This window comes from Nocardia sp. NPDC050713, assembly GCF_040654315.1.
Classification (GTDB): domain Bacteria; phylum Actinomycetota; class Actinomycetes; order Mycobacteriales; family Mycobacteriaceae; genus Nocardia.
This window is the reverse complement of the sequence record NZ_JBFAHS010000007.1, coordinates 150460-164765: the sequence shown is the minus strand read 5'-3', so window position 1 is coordinate 164765 and position 14306 is coordinate 150460. Positions and strand designations below refer to the sequence as shown.

Genomic DNA, 14306 nt, shown 5'->3' with positions numbered 1-14306 from the left:
GGTGCCCGAAGATCATCTCGGTTACCAGGAGTAACCGAGATGCTCATCAGGAACCGAGAAAGGACCGGCAATGCACGGCGACAAGAAGGCAGTGGTCACGGGCGGCACCCACGGCATGGGCTTGGCCATCGTCGAGGCCTTGCTCGACCAGAACGCGGAGGTGGTGCTGACCGGCCGCAATCAGAAGACGATCGAGCAGGCGCGCGAGCGGCTGGCCGGACGGAAGGCACACGTGGTCGCCTCCGACGCGGCCGACATGGGCGACATCGAGGCGCTCGGCGCCCTGGTCGAGGAGCGGCTCGGGCGCGTCGACGCGCTGTTCGTCAATCACGGGACCGCCGAGTTCCAGACTCTCGAGGAGGCCACCGAGGAGTCGTTCGACCGGCAGTTCGCCATCAACACCAAGGGCGCGTTCTTCACGGTGCGCAGGCTGGCCCCGCTGCTCGCCGACGGCGGCTCGATCGTCTTCACCACGGTGGCCAACGACGTCATCTTCCCCGGCCTCAGCGCGTACTCCGGGTCGAAGGAGGCGCTGCGCGCGATATCCCAGGTGCTGGCCGCCGAGCTGCTGCCGCGCCGGATCCGGGTCAACGCCGTGGCGCCGGGCTTCATCGAGACCCCCACGATGGGCGTGGTCGGCCTCACCGCCGAACAGCGCGCCGATTTCCTGCGGCAAGGCGAGCAGAGCACGCCGCTGCGCCGTAACGGCACCGTCGACGAGGTCGCCAAGGCAGCGCTCTTCCTCGCCTTCGACGCCACGTTCACCACGGGCGTCGAACTGCCGGTCGACGGCGGCTGGGGCCAGGGCCTCGGCGGCACCCATCAGGACGAGGCGGCCTGAGCGCACGGCGGCGCGAAACACCTCGCGCCGCCTCCGATTCGAAAGGCCTTGCGGCACCGCGTCGCCGGGCTGGCGCGGACAGCGCCCCGGCGGATGCGGCACCGAAGACTACGCGAAGCGAACGTCCGCGGTGGCGAGACCGAACACCTTGCGCCCCGCGGACTTCGCGACGATGACCACGACAGCGCTCCTGCTCTCGGGGTCGACCGACTTGATACGCCCGGTGAACTCGACGCTCCCGGCGGAACCGGCTTCGACGACGGTGTAGTTCGACAGCCGGACCGCGTACTTGGTGATCGCGCCCGGGTCACCGAGCCAACCGGTGACGAAGCCTGCTCCCAGGCCCATGGTGAGCATGCCGTGCGCGATCACATCGGGCAGACCCGCGAGCGCGGCCACCCCGTCGTGCCAGTGGATCGGGTTCGCATCTCCGGAGACTCCGGCGTAATTCACCAGATCGCCCCGCGTCAGCCGCACGATCCGACTGGGAAGCTCGTCGCCGACGGCGATGTCCTCGAATCGGATCGCGGTATGCGGGACGCGCGTCCGCGAGATCGAGGACAGGAGTGAGCCGGTCTCGGAAACCGGGTTCGCCCCGGTTTGCGCTGGTGCCGCCGAGGCCGCGGGACGAGAAGCCATGTCGATACCGTGCATGACCACACGATCGATCGCCTCGCCGATACCGGCGTCGATGTCGTCGCCGGTGATGCCGACGATGGTCGTATGCATGATCTGCACGACCTCGCCGGTCTGATCGACGAAGGTGTTGGTGACGGTGAGCAGGTCCTTGCCCGCGATGCGGCGAACACCGGACAGTTCGACATCGCTGACCAGCCGGTCGCCGGTGAGCACCGGCTTGTACATCTCGAAGACCTGATCGGTCTGCACGAACACGTCGTAGCCGGTGATGACCGTTTCGAAGAGCTTGCGGTTGGCCAGCATCGCGGGAGTCGAGATGAACGTGGTCGGCGCGACCAAACCGGCGTACCCGAGATCGCCCGCGGCGTCCTCGCTCCAGTGCGCCGGATGGAAGTCCTGCACGGCTCGCGCGTACTCGCGGATCTTCTCCCGACCCACTTCGTAGTAGTCGTCCGTACGGTAGCGATGCCCTACCAGTCCGGCCACATCGAACGTCGCTTCCACCAAGCCGCTCCTCGCTCCGAGTTCCCGACGCGCGCTCAGCGTCCTGACGACCGAACTCACGCGACACCACCCTCCCACATGACACGGCGCCGTGGCCGCGCGAACCGAACGACGCCGCGCGACCACGAACGAACCGGGTTCACTCCGCCATGATCGGCGTGTTCTGGTTCGCGGTGAGCAGCCAGCGGCCGTCTTCCTTGGCCATCACGTACATCGGGGTGCCCTCGCTCTCCAGAACGCCATCGTTGGTGAAGTACCGCTGGCGCACCTTCACCGCGGCCACGTCGGGGCGGATGAACAGCACGTGCTCGAGTTCGTAGGTCGCCTTGCCGTGCGCGGTCGCGCCGGGCAGCACCGCGGCGGTGAACTCGGCGATGGCGTCGCGGCCGAAAAGGCGCTTGCCGTGACCGGTGGTCCAGATGGCATCCTCGCGGAACAGCGCGACGAATTCGTCGACGAGTTCGTGCTGCTGCACGTGCTCCACGGTGGCGACGATCTGACGGATGGCGGCTACTTCGACTTCTGCGTCGACAGGTGCGGTACTCATGGGACACACACTCGTACCTCGAGGTAACTCGAGGTCAATGGAGCGTGCCGCGGTTCACATCGGACACTTCGGGCGAATCACCGGCCGCATTCGCGCCGGGAAATATGACGACCGTCACAAATAGACCCCGCGGTCCAGGGAATTTCCCCCTATTTCGCGGGGAATACCGGGATGACGGTCTGAACGCCCTTTCTGACGTGGCACAATGGCCTTCATGCGCGCATCGGGAGTACGACTTGTGGCACGTCGCCACGTCGACTACAAGCGCGTCTGTAGCGCCTGCTGTCTGCCCGGCTCTCACCGGTAGCTCAGCGGCGCCCTTCTTCCGGTCTCCCGGCGATCCCATCGCATCGGTCCGCTGATACCGCGGACGCGAGTTCCGCCCAGCCCCTACCCGCCCCGCCGGCTTCGCCGGCTGCCATCCCCGATGCGCCCTCAGCACGGATGTACCACCCACCCAGCAGGAGCGACCTCATGACGTCGAGCACCGACGCCGGTCCCAGCGATCAGCCGACCCCCCGGCAGGCGCGTCCCGAACGCCCGGCCACCGAGCGCCGCGTACGGCCGGACCGCCCGCGTCCCGAGGCGTCGACGGCGCCGCGCGCCCGCACCGGCAAGCCCGTACGCCGCAAGTCGGAGGGTCAGTGGGCCCTCGGCTACCGGGAGCCGCTGAACCCGAACGAGCAGAGCAAGAAGGACGACAACCCGCTCAACGTCCGCGCCCGCATCGAGAACATCTACGCCAAGGGCGGATTCGACAGCATCGACAAGGCCGACCTGCGCGGCCGGTTCCGCTGGTGGGGCCTCTACACCCAGCGCGAGCAGGGCTACGACGGCACCTTCACCGGCGACGAGAACATCGACTTGCTCGAGGCCAAGTACTTCATGATGCGGGTGCGCTGCGACGGCGGCGCGCTGAACGTCGCGCAGCTGCGCACGCTCGGCCAGATCTCCACCGAGTTCGGCCGCGACACCGCCGACCTGTCCGACCGCGAGAACGTCCAGTACCACTGGATCGAGATCGAGAACGTGCCGGAGATCTGGCGGCGGCTCGAGGAGGTCGGCCTGCAGACCACCGAGGCGTGCGGCGACTGCCCGCGCGTCGTGCTCGGCTCGCCGCTGGCCGGTGAATCGCTGGACGAGATCATCGACACCACCCCGGCGATCCAGGAGATCGTGCGCCGCTACATCGGCGACAAGAAGTACTCGAACCTGCCGCGCAAGTTCAAGACCGCGATCTCGGGTCAGCAGGACGTGGTGCACGAGATCAACGACGTCGCGTTCATCGGCGTCGAGCACCCGGAACACGGTCCCGGACTGGATCTTTGGGTGGGCGGTGGCCTGTCCACCAACCCGATGCTCGCTCAGCGCGTCGGCGCCTGGGTTCCGCTGGACGAGGTGCCGGACGTGTGGGAGGCCGTCGTCTCCCTCTACCGCGACTACGGCTACCGTCGCCTGCGCACCAAGGCGCGGCTGAAGTTCCTGGTCAAGGACTGGGGCATCGAGAAGTTCCGCGAGGTGCTCGAGGAGAAGTACCTGAAGCGCAAGCTGATCGACGGCCCCGCGCCCGAGCAGCCCGCCAAGCCGATCGATCACGTGGGCGTGCAGCGACTGCGCAACGGCCTCAACGCCGTCGGCTTCTCCCCCATCGCGGGGCGCGTCTCCGGCACCGTCCTGACCAAGGTGGCCGACGCCGTCGAGAAGATCGGCGCCGACCGGATCCGCTTCACCCCGTACCAGAAGCTGATCGTGCTCGACGTCGCCGACGACAAGATCGAACAGCTCATCACCGAACTGGAACCGCTCGGCCTGCAGGCCCGTCCGTCCATCTGGCGGCGAAACCTGCTGGCGTGCAGTGGCATCGAGTTCTGCAAGCTCTCCTTCGTCGAGACGCGCAAGCGCTCCCAGGTGCTCGCGCCGGAGCTCGAGCAGCGGCTCGCCGACGTCAACGCCCAGCTGGACGTGCCGATCACGGTGAACATCAACGGCTGCCCGAACTCCTGCGGCCGGTCCCAGATCGCCGACATCGGCTTCAAGGGCCAGCTGGTGGACGACGGCGAGGGGAATCAAGTCGAGGGCTTCCAGGTTCACCTCGGTGGCAGCCTCGGACTCGACAGCGGCTTCGGCCGAAAGCTGCGCCAGCACAAGGTGACCAGCGCCGAACTCGGCGACTACATCGAGCGCGTGGTGCGCAACTTCGTCAAGAACCGGAACGCGGACGAGCGGTTCGCCCAATGGGCGGTGCGCGCCGACGAGGCCGACCTGCGATGAGCAAGATCGTGACTCGGCTGACGGGAGATCAACTGTGACAACCAAACTCGCGAACAAGCTCGCCGAAGACGAGCTGCGGGCGATCGCCGAACGCGGTGCGGCCGAACTCGGCCCCGACGCCTCGGCGGCCGACCTGCTGCGCTGGACCGAGGAGACCTTCGGCTCCAGCTACATCGTCGCCTCCAACATGCAGGACGGTGTGCTCGTGCACCTCGCCGCGCAGGTCCGTTCCGGCGTCGACGTGCTGTTCCTGGACACCGGCTACCACTTCGCGGAGACCATCGGCACCCGCGACGCGGTCGAGGCCGTGTACGGGGTCAACGTGGTCAACGTCCGCCCGGAGCACACCGTCGCCGAACAGGACGAGCTGCTCGGCAAGGACCTGTTCGCGCGTGACGCGGGCGAGTGCTGCCGCCTGCGCAAGGTCGTACCGCTGAAGAAGTCGCTGGCGGGCTACAACGCCTGGGTCACCGGCATCCGCCGGGTGGAGGCTCCCACCCGCGCCAACGCGCCGCTGATCTCCTACGACGAAGCCTTCGGCCTGGTGAAGATCAATCCGATCGCGCCGTGGTCCGACGACGAGATGCAGTCCTACATCGAACAGCACGGCATCCTCGTCAATCCCCTGGTGGAGGAGGGATATCCGTCCATCGGCTGCGCTCCGTGCACACGGAAGCCGGAGCCGGGATCCGATCCGCGAAGCGGCCGTTGGGCCGGCCTCGCCAAGACCGAATGCGGGTTGCACCAATCATGACCGAGATCATCAGTGAACGCTCCCTTGGCATCACCGACTTCGACACCCTCGCGGCGTTGGAGTCGGAGGCCATCCACATCTTCCGCGAGGTGGCGGGCGAGTTCGAGCGGCCGGTGATCCTGTTCTCCGGCGGCAAGGACTCCACGGTGCTGCTGCACTTGGCGCTCAAGGCCTTCTGGCCCGCGCCGCTGCCCTTCGCGCTGCTGCACGTGGACACCGGCCACAACCTGCCCGAGGTGCTGGAGTTCCGTGACAAGGTGGTCGAGAAGTACGGGCTGCGCCTGCACGTCGCCAGCGTCGAGGACTACCTGGCCGACGGCAGGCTCACCGAGCGCCCGGACGGCATCCGCAACCCGCTGCAGACCGTGCCGCTGCTGGACGCCATTACCGAGAACCGTTTCGACGCGGTGTTCGGCGGCGGCCGCCGCGACGAGGAGCGCTCCCGCGCCAAGGAGCGAATCTTCTCGCTGCGCAACGCCTTCGGTCAGTGGGACCCGAAGCGCCAGCGCCCCGAGCTGTGGAACCTGTACAACGGCAGGCACGCTCCTGGCGAGCACGTGCGCGTGTTCCCGCTGAGCAACTGGACCGAGCTCGACATCTGGCGCTACATCGCCAGGGAGAACGTCGAACTCGCGACCATCTACTACGCGCACGAGCGCCCGGTGTACCAGCGCGACGGCATGTGGATGACGCCGGGCGTCTGGGGCGGCCCGCGCGAGGGCGAGGTGCTGGAGACCCGTTCGGTGCGGTACCGCACCGTCGGCGACGGATCCACCACCGGCGCCATCATTTCCGACGCGGCCGACAACGAGGCGATCCTCGCCGAGGTAGCCGCGTCCCGATTGACCGAACGTGGCGCCACCCGCGGTGACGACCGGGTTTCCGAAGCCGCGATGGAAGACCGCAAGCGAGAGGGTTATTTCTGACATGTCCGACCTATTGAGGCTGGCCACCGCCGGTTCTGTCGACGACGGTAAGTCCACCTTGGTCGGACGGCTGCTCTACGACACGAAGTCCGTGCTGGCCGACCAGATCGACGCCGTCACCCGCGCGTCGGTGGACAAGGGTCTGGCCACCCCGGATCTCTCGCTGCTCGTGGACGGGCTGCGCGCGGAGCGGGAGCAGGGCATCACCATCGATGTCGCCTACCGCTACTTCGCAACGCCGAAGCGGTCTTTCGTGCTCGCGGACACCCCCGGGCACGTGCAGTACACCCGCAACACCGTTTCCGGCGCGTCCACCGCGCAGCTGGTGATCCTGCTCGTCGACGCGCGCAAGGGCGTCATCGAGCAGACCCGCAGGCACGCGGCGGTGCTCGCGCTGCTCGGCGTGCCGAAGCTGGTGCTCGCGGTGAACAAGATCGATCTGGTGGACGACCCCGCCACGGTGTTCGCCGAGATCTCCGCCGAGTTCAACAAGCTCACCAGCACCCTGGGCTGGGCGGCCGAGGACGTGCTGGAGATCCCGGTCTCCGCGTTGCACGGCGACAACATCGCCAGCCGCTCCGAGAACACCCCGTACTACGACGGGCCGTCGCTCATCGAGCACCTGGAGTCGGTGCCGGTCGACGCCGACAGCACCGGCGCGCACTCGCTCGGTCTGCGTTTCCCGGTGCAGTACGTGATCCGCCCGCGCACCGCCGAATACCCCGACTACCGCGGCTACGCGGGTCAGATCGCGGCCGGTTCGGTGGCGCCCGGCGACGAGATCGTGGTGCTGCCCTCCGGTGTGCGCACGACGGTGGAGCGCATCGACACCCCGGACGGCGAGCTCGCCGTCGCGCAGGCCGGGCGCAGCGTGACGCTGATCCTGACCGACGAGGTCGACATCTCCCGCGGCGACATCATCGCCGCCGTGGCCGACGCGCCGGAGCCGATCGACAGCTTCGACGCGACGGTCTGCTGGCTGGGTGACAAGCCGCTGCGCCCCGGCGCCCGACTGCTGCTCAAGCACGGCACCCGCACCACCCAGGCCATCGTCGGGGCGCTCATCGAACGCTTCGACGAGCAGCGGCTCGCCGCGGACCCGAACCCGGAAGCGTTGGAGCTCAACGACATCGGGCGCATCTCGGTGCGGGTCGCCGAGCCGATCGCGGCCGACGACTACCGGGCAAACCGGCACACCGGCAGCTTCCTGCTGATCGACCCCGCGGGCGGCAATACGCTCGGCGCGGGCCTGGTCGGCGATGTGCTGACCGCGGTCGAGGTCGGCACCGGAGCCTGAGGATGACCGACGTGTTCGCCGCGCGCGGCATCGGCGCGCCGCCGGTGCCGCCGCGCGGCGACCGTCGATTCACCGCTCCAGCGCGAATCGCTACCGCACCCGCGTTGATAGCGGTCGCGCACGGCAGCCGTGATCCACGCTCGGCCGCCACCATGGCGGCCGTGGTCGCCGAGATCGCGGCCGCCCGGCCCGATCTCGATGTCCACCTCGCTTTTCTCGATCTGAGCGCGCCCTCGGTCGAGCAGGTGGTGGACGCCGTCGCGGCGCAGGGGCATACCCATGCGATCGTGGCGCCGCTGTTGTTGGGCAGCGCCTTTCACGCGCGGATCGACCTGCCCGGTCTGCTGGACGAGTGCCGCGCCAGGCACCCGCGCCTGCGGCTCACGCAGGCGGACGTTCTCGGCCCCGATCCGCGCCTCATCGAGGCGTTGAAGGATCGCGCGGTGGAAGCCCTCGGGACAACGGACGGTCACAACACTCCGGCGGCACCGGACGTCCCGAACACCTCTCGGTCCCAGGCTGTTCCGGAACAAGACACACGCCTCGGCATCGCGGTGGCCGCCGTCGGCTCCTCGTCCCACGCCGCCAACGCACGCAGCGCCGACGTCGCCCGCCACCTGTCCGCGATGACCGGCTGGCCCACCGAAATCTGCTTCGCCACCACGGAACCCACCGTCCACGAAGCGGTTTCCCGCCTGCGCGCACGCGGCGCCGATCGCATCCTGTTCGCCCCGTGGTTCCTCGCCCCCGGCTTGCTCACCGACCGGCTGGCGGCCGCGGCCCCCGACCTCGTGTACGCGAACGTCATCGGCGCGCACCCCGCCATGACCGAGATCGTCTGGGACCGCTACGACGCGGCACACGCCGCCACCCTCTCCCTCTCCGCCTGAGCCTCGGCACGACTTCCGCAGCGCAAGTGCGTGGCAGCGTCGCGGACGGGCGCTCTTCAGCCGTTTCCCCTTCGCGCCGACACTCTTTCACGTCAGTAGGCGGTCGACGATCGCGCGGGCGGTGTGCACTGTGGTTTCGTCGCCGAGCTGGCGCGCCGTGCTGACCGCGCTGATGATGGCGTCCAGTTCGAAAGCGAGCGCGTCCGCGTCGCGGCCGGGCAGCTCACCCTGATCCTGGGCTTTGCGAATCTCGGTGGTGAGGAACTCGATCCAGTCCTCGTGGTCGGCGGCGACAGCGTCGCGCACCGGGCCCGGCCTGCTGTCGAATTCGACCAGGGTGGCGGTGCGGAAGCAGCCGCCGGGGAAGACCGGTTCGGTCACGTGGGTGAACCAGCGGTCGACCAACGCGCGGAGCCGCGGCACACCGCGCGGCACGCCGAGACTCGGCTCGATCACCCTGGCCGTGAAGACCTCGCGCGCGGCCTGCACCGCGGCGAGCTGGAGGGATTCCTTCGACCCGAAGAGCGTGGCGATGCCGCTCTTGCTGATCCCGAGGTCGGCGGCGAGTCGCCCGATGCTCACACCGTTGAGCCCTTCGACCGACGCCACATCGGCGGCGTGCCGGGCGATCGATGCACGGGAGCGGGCGCCTTTGGCCAGGCGCTGATCGGTTGTCGTCTCGGCCATGCCCCCATTGTTCCACCATAGTCTTGCAAATACGAACGGTCGGTCGTATTTTATTTGCACGAACGGTCGTACGTTTTGTTCTCTCTGCTGCCAAAGGATCTCCCCATGACCGAGATGTCCACCCGGACCGCCAGTCCCCCCGCGACGAGCGCCACAACCACGCTGCTGATCGCCTGCGGCGCGGCGTTCATCGCCTTTCTCGACCTCTCCGTGGTCAACATCGCCTTCCCCGCCATCGCGCGCGACTACTCCGGCACCGCGGCGACCACGCTGACCTGGGTCGTCAGCGGTTACGCCGTCGCGTTCGCCGCACTGCTCACCCCCGGCGGTCGGTTCGCCGACGCGCTCGGGCGGCGCAGGCTTTTCCTCGTCGCGCTGGCCGGTTTCGCGCTCACCTCGCTGCTGTGCGGGTTGGCGCCGACCGCGGCGTGGCTCATCGCCGGACGCCTGCTCCAGGGCGCGACGGCCGCGCTCATGGTGCCCGCGGCGCTCGGCTTGGTCCTGAGCGTGACCCCGCGCGAGCGGATCGGCGCGGCCATCGGCGCGTGGTCTGCCGCGGGCGGATTCGCCGCGGTCGTCGGCCCTGCGATCGGCGGTGGCCTGGTGGAGGCCTTCGGCTGGCGCTCGGTCTTCGTGATCAACGTGCCGCTCGCGCTCGCGCTCGTCTTGGCGGGCCTGCGCATTCCGGTGTCCGATCCGCGACCCGTCGGCAGCGCGCTGCCGGACCCGCTCGGCACCGTGGCCGTCGCGCTCGGATTCGGCGGACTGGTCGCCGGAGTCACCGAAGGACAGCGGTGGGGCTGGTCCGCACCGGGCACGCTGACCGTCCTGGGCGTCGGTGCGGCGCTGCTCGTCGCCGCGCTGGTTCGTTCGGCGCGGCACCACAATCCGGCGATCGCCGTCGAACTCTGGCGCAGCAGGCCGTACGCGCTGGCCAACGCCGCGTCGTTCGTCTTCGGCGCGGCGATGTTCGCCTGGCTGCTGGCCGGACCGCTGTTCCTGGACGGGATCTGGGGCTACTCGGTGCTCGGCTCGGCGGCCGCGCTGACCATCGGCGCCGTCGCGTCGATGGTCAGCGCCACCCTGGCGGGACGGGTCACCGCGCCCGCGGCGCGCCGCTGGGTCGGGGTGCTCGGTGCGCTGATGTTCGCCGCGACCCTCGTCTGGATGAGCACCGACGCGTTCGGGCCGACGCCCGCGCTGTGGTCGGCGTGGATCCCCGCCGGACTGCTCGGCGGCGGCGCGGTCGGCATCGTGGTGACGACGCTGGGCACCGCCGCGGCGAGTTCGCTTCCGCCGCAGCAGTTCGCGGCGGGCATCGGCATGAACCTGACGGCGCGGCAGGTCGGCGGCGCGCTGGGCGTCGCCGTGCTCGCGGCGGTGTTCGCCGCCCATCCCGGTGACGCGCTCGCTGGCTTCCACACCCTCTTCGCGACCTGCGCGGGCATCGCCGTGGTGGCGGCCTGCCTGTGCGCGGTACCGACCCGCCAGCCCGATCCGGCCGCCACCGCTGTCCCCACCGACTAGGAGTCCTCGTGACGCACAACGACATTCACACCGAAGCCGACGACCCGATGCTGCTGAGCCCCGACGCCGCACGCACACTGCTCAGGGACGTGCCGTGGCGCCGCTTCGCCGTACTCGGCGACTCCATCGCCCAGGGCGTCGGGGACCCGAGTCCCGGATACGAAGCCGTGGGCTGGGCCGATCGCCTCGCCGCCGTGCTCAGGGCCGTGCGGCCCGGTCTCGCCTACCTCAACACCGGACGCATCGGAGCGACCACCACCCAGGTGCGCGACGAACAACTCCAGCGGGTACTGGATTTCGAGCCGGATCTGGTCCACGTGAGCTGCGGTGGCAACGATCTGTTCCTGCCCGGCGGCGATGTCGACGAGATGCGGGCGAACCTCGACGGATTGTTCGCCGCGGTGAGCCGCGGCGGCGCGCAGGTCTCGACGTTCACCCTCGCCGACGTCTGGGATGTCGAGCGGATGGCGCCGATGCGGCCGATGCGCGAGCGGATGGCCGTGCTCAACGACATCATCCGGGAGGTGGCCGATCGCTACGACGCGGTGCTCGTCGACTTCTGGGAGCACCCCCTGCGGCTGCGACCGCAGCTGATGAGCGCCGACCTGATCCACTTCACCACGAGCGGCCACGCGGTGGTCGCCACGGAAATGGTGCGCGCGCTGAGCGCGCGTGTTCTCGCCGACTCCGCGGCGAACTGAGCCGCCGACAACGAACTGGGCCGTGCCCAGGGCTTTTCGCCCCGGGACACGGCCCAGTGGTCGGCACGGTTCTGCGGAACCGCGCTCAGCCGTCGATCAGGGCAGCACCTGCGGCACCGACTCCGGCGCGATGGCGCCGACGAGCAGGCCGACGACCGTACCGATGATCGCACCGTTGATCGCGCCCGCGATGCCGCACGGCACCGCCATGACGAGGAAGCCCGGCAGGCACGACGCCGCGGCGAGCACACCCGAACCCGCCGCACCTGCGGCAGCGCCCGCGGCCGCGCCGTTGGCCAGCGGGTCGGAGTTCTTCGCCTCCGGGTTCGTCGCGATCTCCTCGAGCGGAATGCCCGAACCCGCCGCGACGAACTGCACCGGCTCGGCGACCTGCTGCACGACCGGAGCGGGCGCCTGCACCGGAGCCGCCTGCGCGGGGGCGGCGACCCCGACGAGTGCGACTGCGGCCGCGAACGGCAGCACACCGGCGATCATCTTGCGGCCTGCGTTCTTGAAGGTCCCACGGACCATATTGGTTCCCATCTCTCCCCGACCCCCGATAAATATCGAATGTCATTGCGGTACATGACTGCTCCGCCTCGACTTGGAGCGAGGTGGAGCAAGATCATCTTGTCGCCGCATTCCCCAGGAGCGCAAAAACAGTGATGCGGATCACGGTTGGAAAAGGTTTAGGGACGGGCGTAGTCGGTCATGCAGGCATCCTGCCGGGCGACTCAGAACACGAAGTGCGGGCCGTAGCCAGTCGTTTGCACGATGCCGTTGCGGGCGTCGGCACGCACAGTGAGGAAAGGAATGGCCGATGCCGGGGACAGGCATCCGTTGACATTCAGCGCGGTGTTGGAGTGCGTAAAAGTGAAGGGGAATATCGAATCCTCTTCCAATTCCGCCTCGACGATCGGCACGACGGTCACGCTGCCCGGGTTCAAGCTCACGGTGATCTCACCGCCGACTTCACCGAAGACCCCGAAGGAGACTTCCCCACCGAGATCGAGATCGAGAGCGATATCGGGCGGCATGTCCAGATCGAGGCCGAGACCGAGGCCGAGAAGCCCGGGCGTCACCTGGATGTCGGCGCCGGTGGCCGCGGCGATGCTGATATCGATGCCCTCGGAGATGTCGACCGCGCAGCCGACCAGATATCCGGCCACGAGCAGGCCCTCGCGCAGCGTCGAGGCTCCGTCGAGAGTAGCCGTGAAGTTTCCGGATACCTTGGCGGAATGCGCGAAAGGCACCCCCAAGGCGAGATCACCGGTGGACACGACGACATTGGTGTCCACCGCCGCGACCAGTCGCATCCCTCCCCCACTGGCCTCTCCCGGTTCGGCGTAGGCCGCGCTGCCGGAAACGGTGAAAGCGCCTGCGAAGGCCATCATCACCGCGGTGATCCCGGCCAGGACATGTGAATGCTTGCGGTTCATCGCGCTCCAGTCGAACGTCATCGAAACGGAACTTTCACAAACGAACTCGCACAACGACCGCGGATCGTATTCGGCGTGTGCGGGAAGGGCACGCAATCGATCGGGTTCAGCGCTGGTAACCGTACAGCAACGGTGAGTTGCCGATGAAGGCGGCACGCGGTACCGCGAGGAACCGCACCGGCTCGGCGAGCGGCGCACGACCGGCGCGAACGCCCGAACCAGCGCCGAGCAGCCGGTCGGTGGCCCCGAAGTGCGCCTCGAGTGCTGGCCACGCAGCGCCCCCTTCGGCTGAAAAGGGTTGGTTCGCAGCCGGTTCAGGCTACGGGGCCGACCCGTATCGTTGGACCAGTTCCGCACCGAGCGACGCGAGCTGCTCGCACACCTCCGGCGGGCCGAGCACCTCGATGTCCGCACCCCATCCCGCCAGCTGCTGGGCGATCATCCGCGGCGTCGGCGCGGTGACCCGAACCTGGACCCGCCCGTCGGCCACCGGACCGTCGACTTCGCAGTGCCTGCCCTGCTGATCACGCAGCACCGGGAGCAGTTCGGGCGCGATCAGGGCTGTGGCCGCGGTGGCCGCGCGCCGCTGCTCCATCGCCCCGACGACCTCCTCCCATGCCCCGGACAGGTCGAATTCGGACGGACGGTCGAAGGTTTCGTCGGTGCGGGACGCGTCCACGATCCGGTCCACCCGGAAGGTCCTGCCGCCCCGTTCGGTGCCCGCGATCAGGTACCAGATGGCGTCTTTGTCGACCAAGCCCCACGGGTCGACCATCCGCGTGGTGCGCACACCCGCCCGCTCGTACTCCAGCCGCACCCGGCGCCGCTGAACAACCGCGCGCTGCAACAGATCCACCACGCCGGGCCGGTTCCGGTCGCGTTGCCCCCACCGCGCTGGATCGATGATCACCGCGTCGGCCGCCGCCTCGGCGTCGGCGCGGAAGGTCTGCGGCAGGGCCCGAACGAGCTTGCGCAGCGCGGATTTCACCTCCGGGTTCGCGCTGGCCGACGCGCCCGCCAGCAGGAACAGTGCCCGCGCCTCGGGTTCGGACAGACCGCTGAGATCCGTGCGCGCACCGCCTATCAGCGACCAGCCGCCGCCCCGGCCCGGCTGCGGATAGACCGGGATGCCCGCCGCGGAGAGCGCCTCGAGGTCGCGGCGAGCCGTCGCGACCGAGACCTCCAGCTCCTCGGCGACCTCCGCGGCGGTCACCCGGCCGCGGGCCTGCATCAGCAGCAAGGTGGCCACCAGACGATCCGCTCGCATATCCGAGATTCTGCCG

The 14306-nt window shown here is 69.0% G+C and carries 15 protein-coding genes; 9 read left to right on the top strand and 6 right to left on the bottom strand.

Annotated elements, in window-relative coordinates; translation table 11 throughout:
- Positions 1 to 70: 70 nt before the first annotated feature.
- Positions 71 to 841, top strand: a complete 771-nt coding sequence (locus AB0H49_RS15900) for an SDR family oxidoreductase (protein ID WP_357251837.1) — start codon at positions 71 to 73, stop codon at positions 839 to 841.
- Positions 842 to 949: 108 nt separating this feature from the next.
- Here the strand turns inward: AB0H49_RS15900 and AB0H49_RS15895 are convergent, their stop codons facing one another.
- On the bottom strand, positions 950 to 1987 hold the full coding sequence (locus tag AB0H49_RS15895) for a fused (3R)-hydroxyacyl-ACP dehydratase subunits HadA/HadB (protein WP_355001148.1): 1038 nt from the start codon (positions 1985 to 1987) through the stop codon (positions 950 to 952).
- 136 nt (positions 1988 to 2123) lie between these two features.
- Entirely contained in the window at positions 2124 to 2531 is a 408-nt protein-coding gene (locus AB0H49_RS15890; protein WP_357251833.1) for an SgcJ/EcaC family oxidoreductase, read from the bottom strand.
- A 205-nt stretch (positions 2532 to 2736) separates the two neighbouring features.
- On the opposite strand from AB0H49_RS15890, the gene AB0H49_RS15885 reads away from it, so the two are divergent.
- The 6 genes from AB0H49_RS15885 (at position 2737) to AB0H49_RS15860 (ending at position 8669) form a co-directional block, all read left to right on the top strand.
- The gene (locus tag AB0H49_RS15885; RefSeq protein WP_357251830.1) at positions 2737 to 2838 is read left to right on the top strand and encodes an Ms4527A family Cys-rich leader peptide; all 102 of its coding nucleotides are present in this window, start codon (positions 2737 to 2739) and stop codon (positions 2836 to 2838) included.
- A gap of 167 nt (positions 2839 to 3005) precedes the next feature.
- A complete protein-coding gene (locus AB0H49_RS15880; RefSeq protein ID WP_355000762.1) occupies positions 3006 to 4802 on the top strand; it encodes a nitrite/sulfite reductase in 1797 nt (598 codons plus the stop codon).
- A 34-nt stretch (positions 4803 to 4836) separates the two neighbouring features.
- Positions 4837 to 5556 (top strand): phosphoadenylyl-sulfate reductase, encoded by a 720-nt coding sequence (locus AB0H49_RS15875; protein WP_355000763.1) that lies wholly within the window; start codon positions 4837 to 4839, stop codon positions 5554 to 5556.
- Entirely contained in the window at positions 5553 to 6482 is a 930-nt protein-coding gene (cysD, locus tag AB0H49_RS15870) for a sulfate adenylyltransferase subunit CysD (protein WP_355000764.1), read from the top strand. The genes AB0H49_RS15875 and cysD overlap by 4 nt, the downstream gene beginning before the upstream one ends.
- 1 nt (position 6483) lies before the next feature.
- Positions 6484 to 7779 (top strand): GTP-binding protein, encoded by a 1296-nt coding sequence (locus AB0H49_RS15865; RefSeq protein WP_357251825.1) that lies wholly within the window; start codon positions 6484 to 6486, stop codon positions 7777 to 7779.
- Between the two features lie 2 nt (positions 7780 to 7781).
- Positions 7782 to 8669, top strand: coding sequence for a sirohydrochlorin chelatase (locus AB0H49_RS15860; protein ID WP_357251821.1), 888 nt, complete (start codon positions 7782 to 7784; stop codon positions 8667 to 8669).
- 87 nt (positions 8670 to 8756) lie between these two features.
- On the opposite strand, the gene AB0H49_RS15855 is transcribed toward AB0H49_RS15860, so the two are convergent.
- A complete protein-coding gene (locus AB0H49_RS15855) occupies positions 8757 to 9356 on the bottom strand; it encodes a TetR/AcrR family transcriptional regulator (protein WP_357251819.1) in 600 nt (199 codons plus the stop codon).
- Between the two features lie 105 nt (positions 9357 to 9461).
- Between AB0H49_RS15855 and AB0H49_RS15850 the strand changes: the two genes are divergently transcribed.
- A complete protein-coding gene (locus AB0H49_RS15850; RefSeq protein WP_357251816.1) occupies positions 9462 to 10883 on the top strand; it encodes an MFS transporter in 1422 nt (473 codons plus the stop codon).
- Positions 10884 to 10891: 8 nt separating this feature from the next.
- A complete protein-coding gene (locus AB0H49_RS15845) occupies positions 10892 to 11584 on the top strand; it encodes an SGNH/GDSL hydrolase family protein (protein WP_357251813.1) in 693 nt (230 codons plus the stop codon).
- Positions 11585 to 11680: 96 nt separating this feature from the next.
- Here AB0H49_RS15845 and AB0H49_RS15840 read toward each other — a convergent pair whose 3' ends face one another.
- From AB0H49_RS15840 to AB0H49_RS15830, 3 genes are all read right to left on the bottom strand, one after another.
- Complete coding sequence (locus tag AB0H49_RS15840; RefSeq protein WP_355000770.1) at positions 11681 to 12127, bottom strand: hypothetical protein; 447 nt, start codon at positions 12125 to 12127, stop codon at positions 11681 to 11683.
- A 191-nt stretch (positions 12128 to 12318) separates the two neighbouring features.
- Complete coding sequence (locus tag AB0H49_RS15835; RefSeq protein ID WP_357251809.1) at positions 12319 to 13179, bottom strand: MspA family porin; 861 nt, start codon at positions 13177 to 13179, stop codon at positions 12319 to 12321.
- 163 nt (positions 13180 to 13342) lie between these two features.
- Positions 13343 to 14290 (bottom strand): WYL domain-containing protein, encoded by a 948-nt coding sequence (locus tag AB0H49_RS15830; protein WP_357251806.1) that lies wholly within the window; start codon positions 14288 to 14290, stop codon positions 13343 to 13345.
- Positions 14291 to 14306: the final 16 nt, after the last annotated feature.

Bases quoted from the DNA above. Each gene is read 5' to 3' on its own strand.
- AB0H49_RS15880 (WP_355000762.1), top strand. From the start codon at position 3,006: ATGACGTCGAGCACCGACGCCGGTCCCAGCGATCAGCCGACCCCCCGG.
- AB0H49_RS15890 (WP_357251833.1), bottom strand. From the start codon at position 2,531: ATGAGTACCGCACCTGTCGACGCAGAAGTCGAAGTAGCCGCCATCCGT.
- AB0H49_RS15830 (WP_357251806.1), bottom strand. From the start codon at position 14,290: ATGCGAGCGGATCGTCTGGTGGCCACCTTGCTGCTGATGCAGGCCCGC.
- AB0H49_RS15860 (WP_357251821.1), top strand. From the start codon at position 7,782: ATGACCGACGTGTTCGCCGCGCGCGGCATCGGCGCGCCGCCGGTGCCG.
- AB0H49_RS15840 (WP_355000770.1), bottom strand. From the start codon at position 12,127: ATGGGAACCAATATGGTCCGTGGGACCTTCAAGAACGCAGGCCGCAAG.
- AB0H49_RS15900 (WP_357251837.1), top strand. From the start codon at position 71: ATGCACGGCGACAAGAAGGCAGTGGTCACGGGCGGCACCCACGGCATG.
- AB0H49_RS15850 (WP_357251816.1), top strand. From the start codon at position 9,462: ATGACCGAGATGTCCACCCGGACCGCCAGTCCCCCCGCGACGAGCGCC.
- cysD (WP_355000764.1), top strand. From the start codon at position 5,553: ATGACCGAGATCATCAGTGAACGCTCCCTTGGCATCACCGACTTCGAC.
- AB0H49_RS15885 (WP_357251830.1), top strand. From the start codon at position 2,737: ATGGCCTTCATGCGCGCATCGGGAGTACGACTTGTGGCACGTCGCCAC.
- AB0H49_RS15855 (WP_357251819.1), bottom strand. From the start codon at position 9,356: ATGGCCGAGACGACAACCGATCAGCGCCTGGCCAAAGGCGCCCGCTCC.
- AB0H49_RS15865 (WP_357251825.1), top strand. From the start codon at position 6,484: ATGTCCGACCTATTGAGGCTGGCCACCGCCGGTTCTGTCGACGACGGT.